Source organism: Wolbachia endosymbiont of Glossina morsitans morsitans, assembly GCF_000689175.1.
In the GTDB taxonomy this organism is placed as follows: Bacteria; Pseudomonadota; Alphaproteobacteria; order Rickettsiales; family Anaplasmataceae; genus Wolbachia; species Wolbachia pipientis.
The window spans coordinates 1-3426 of record NZ_AWUH01000115.1 but is presented as its reverse complement, the minus strand read 5'-3'; the positions used below and the strand labels follow the sequence as shown (position 1 = coordinate 3426).

The following is a 3426-nucleotide window of genomic DNA, read 5'->3' as shown; positions in this document are numbered from 1 at the left end:
AAGAAAGGCTATAATAGTGGCGTTGTTTGTTATAAAAAATTTCTATGTATTCAAATATTGCAGTTCTAGTTTGTTGAGCAGAGTGTTGTGAAGTATCAATAAGTATTTCTCTTTTCAATGAGTTAAAGAAGCTTTCTGCAACAGAATTGTCGTAACAACAGCCTTTATTACTCATCTATATTCTTTACAGCTAAGAGATATTGATAACCTTGCGAAGTATATTTGTGAACCTTGATCACTATGTAATAGTAGATTTTTGGCAGGTTTACGCTTGTTAACGGCCATTAATAAAGAGTCCATAACCAATTGTTTATTTATTGAACTGCTCATTAACTACCATACGTGAATATAGATCGATTATTGTTGCCAAATATAGCCATCCTTCTTTGGTTTTTATATAAGTAATCCCATACTTTATTTGGTTGATCGACAATAAAGTTTTGGTCTAATATATTGGGAGCTACTGTCCGTTTGTTGTTTCTTAATTTTAAATTTTCTTCTCAATATAGCCTGAATACCATTTTTCTGCATAATACTTTGCACTGTTTTTAAGTTGCAACTTTTACCCAAAGCCTTTAATTCAGCATGAATTTTAGGAGCTCCATATCTACATTTAGAAACATGATATATTTTTTGAATGTCTGCTAATAACTCTTTATTTGCTGATTCTCTACTGCTTATTTTCCTTGTGGTCCACTTATAGTAGCCACTAGCAGAAAATCCTACATAATTCCTGTACTTTATAGCAGTTACTATATAAAAAAATATTTTACTCTTTTTGACTGGCCAGGGCTTTTTTTAAAATGTCTCTTTCCCTTGATACTCTTGCTTTGTACATCAAACCTCTCTTTGTCGTAAGGAGCCCCATGTTACCTCTACCTGGAAATGCATCTGCTGCCGACTTTTTTTCGTTGTGTTTCTTTATCCATTTTCCTAATAAACCACCCTTTATTCCTAAATCCTTTGCTGTTTTTGTAATTGTTTGACCTGCCTTTCTTTGTTCATTTGCCAGTTTAACAGCTTCCAATTTGAATTCTGCTGTATATTCTCTTACCATTTCTAATCCTCCAAAATTTTATTTTACCCAAAAAAACTCTTTTCTTTCTCTCCACTTTTTCTGGGTAAGGTCACTCTATTTATAGTACAGATGAAGAGAATTGGATTTATATACCAGTGCCGAAAATAGTTGACAAAGATTGTGTATACTTATTACAATTGTTTGGGTACCAGAAGTTTTTACGGCAACAAAGTATGCACTAGCTATAAGTAAGGAAGACTTTAAGCAGGCAATAAAAAAAATTAAGGAACGTTTAAAAGAGATTAAAGGAGAGAAGAAAAAGGTAAAAGGGAATACGGCAGAAAATGAATCTTATTACAAATAGCATAGAGGGCTTTTATTCTAGTGTTAAATCGGACCTAGATTGGCAAGCCAAACATAGTCTTATTAGGACATTAGTAAAAGAAGTCAACATTGATCTTGATAAAGTAGATGTAGTATTTAAGATCAAAGAACTTGAAAACCCCGCCCAGAATGGACAAAATCAAAAGATGGTACATTGTCTAAGGGGTCTGGGCACTGCTATTTCTAGCTTTTTCTTGGTACAAATTACTCTTACGTCTCAATATTTGTACAGTTGTGTTATCGGCCGTTTGATGTTTACAACGCAGGAAGTTCATACGGTTGTAAGTCAAGCGGTAGGATGACAAGATTTTGCAAGGGTATTTTTTTATAGGAGATTAATATGGAAATTTTTCTTGATAGCGTTGATTTAAATGAAATTAAAGGACTAAAGGAGTTCATTGACGGCATAACAACTAATCCTTCTTTAATAGCAAAGTCCGGGCGTAAAGATAAATACGAGGATTTAGTGCGTGAAATATGCTCTATTATAAAAGGACCTGTTAGTGTTGAAGTTGTTGCAGATAGCCATGAAGAGATGATCACAGAAGGTCTGAATTTAGCAAAAATTGCTGATAATGTTGTGATCAAATTACCTCTTATACATGAAGGATTAATTTCTTGTAAAAAGTTATGGACAGAGCATAAAATACCTGTTAACATCACGCTATGTTTTTCTCCTGGACAAGCACTGCTTGCCGCTAAGGTCGGTGCTTGTTTTATTTCCCCCTTTGTTGGTCGCCTTGATGATGTAAGCTATGATGGCTTATCGCTAATAGAAGATATATGTACTATATATTCTAATTACGGTTTTGATACTAAAGTTCTTGTTGCATCAGTGAGAAGCCCAGCGCATGTAATAGAAGCTGCAAGGCTTGGTGCTGAGTCAATTACTGTGCCAGCAAAAGTACTTAGACAATTAATCGATCACCCAGTTACTGACCAAGGGCTAGCAATATTTGAAAAAGACTGGGGTGCAAAATAATAGACGGTTACAAATGAACATAAAAATTGGCATATCCGTTCAGGCAATGGCGTCAACTCAAGAGCCTTCATTAGCAAGCTCTCCTAAAGACATGATGGCGTTTGCTACTTGATTGCGGCTGTCCTGGTCGAATTTTAACTTTATAGCTAACCCAAGAAAGGTTTCCCTACATCATACCGCCGCGGCGCTAATGAGTAGCGGGAGGACGAATTTGTTTGTTTTTCAAATTGTAGGTAAACCTAAGTCACAAAATTTATCGAACGAGTTAAAAGAGGCTAGATACAATAATATAAGTGAGCAAGAGACTGTACAACCATAGTTACTAATTTACCACAGTAACCTCACCATGGCAGTGTTTCCGGAGTTGCAAGGGCATTTGTCGTTTCTTGACGCTTTGGGAAGTCTGCTCTTTCTAGCAGAATGTAACCTATTGCCTATCTCTTGGTTGTCTGCCAACTTAAAGTGCGCTAGGCGATGAATGGTGAGTTCCTTCCATTTTTCAAGCATCGACTCAAACATCAAGAAAGCTTCACGTTTAAATTCATTCAGTGGATCTTTCTGCCCCATAGCACGTAAGCTTATGCTTTGTCTTAGGCTCTCTAGAACTGAAAGGTGTTCCCTCCATAAATGATCAAGTGTCATTATCATCATTTGCTTCACGATCGTATTCCACAAATCTGTAGTGTGCTGACTGTTGAAATATTTTTCTTTCTCAGTAAAAAATTCTTGTATCTTATCATTTACATAATTCAAAGCTTCTTGTTTATTCAAAAACTTTGCCAAGTCTTCTTTATCAAGCGTTATTCCATACCTTGTATGGAATTCTTTGACTATATCTTCAATCTAATCTTCATAATAGCCACTTTGGATTATACCTTCTACTACGCTCTCATTTACTTCGCTATACACTTCAAACAAATCATTAATTTCGTTGCCTAAGATATTGTTTCTCTGCTTAAAAATAACTTTACGTTGGTTATTGATTACGTCATCAAACTTAAGTAGAGATTTCCGCACGTCATAGTTTCTAGCTTCAACTTTC

3 protein-coding genes and 2 pseudogenes are annotated in these 3426 nt (G+C 35.3%); 3 read left to right on the top strand and 2 right to left on the bottom strand.

The genetic code is table 11. From position 1 onward, the window contains the following. Positions 1-1057, bottom strand: a pseudogene (locus WGMM_RS07490) (IS3 family transposase); the annotation flags it as partial. A 139-nt stretch (positions 1058-1196) separates the two neighbouring features. Between WGMM_RS07490 and WGMM_RS02795 the strand changes: the two are divergent. Genes WGMM_RS02795 through fsa form a run of 3 tightly spaced genes read left to right on the top strand, consistent with a single transcriptional unit; the run spans position 1197 to position 2384 of the window. Continuing rightward, on the top strand, positions 1197-1382 hold the full coding sequence (locus WGMM_RS02795; RefSeq protein ID WP_038249703.1) for a hypothetical protein: 186 nt from the start codon (positions 1197-1199) through the stop codon (positions 1380-1382). Then, positions 1363-1704: a hypothetical protein gene (locus WGMM_RS02790; protein WP_038249700.1), complete on the top strand. Its 342-nt coding sequence runs from the start codon at positions 1363-1365 to the stop codon at positions 1702-1704. Before WGMM_RS02795 ends, WGMM_RS02790 begins: the two co-directional genes overlap by 20 nt. Positions 1705-1742: 38 nt before the next feature. After that, positions 1743-2384: a fructose-6-phosphate aldolase gene (gene fsa, locus WGMM_RS02785; protein WP_038249696.1), complete on the top strand. Its 642-nt coding sequence runs from the start codon at positions 1743-1745 to the stop codon at positions 2382-2384. Positions 2385-2706: 322 nt separating this feature from the next. Here the strand turns inward: fsa and WGMM_RS05725 are convergent. Then, positions 2707-3426: pseudogene (locus tag WGMM_RS05725) on the bottom strand (preprotein translocase subunit SecA); the annotation flags it as partial.

What these genes read in the sequence shown, in the direction of transcription:
- WGMM_RS02790 (WP_038249700.1), top strand. Translation starts at nt 1,363, where the DNA reads ATGAATCTTATTACAAATAGCATAGAGGGCTTTTATTCTAGTGTTAAA.
- fsa (WP_038249696.1), top strand. Translation starts at nt 1,743, where the DNA reads ATGGAAATTTTTCTTGATAGCGTTGATTTAAATGAAATTAAAGGACTA.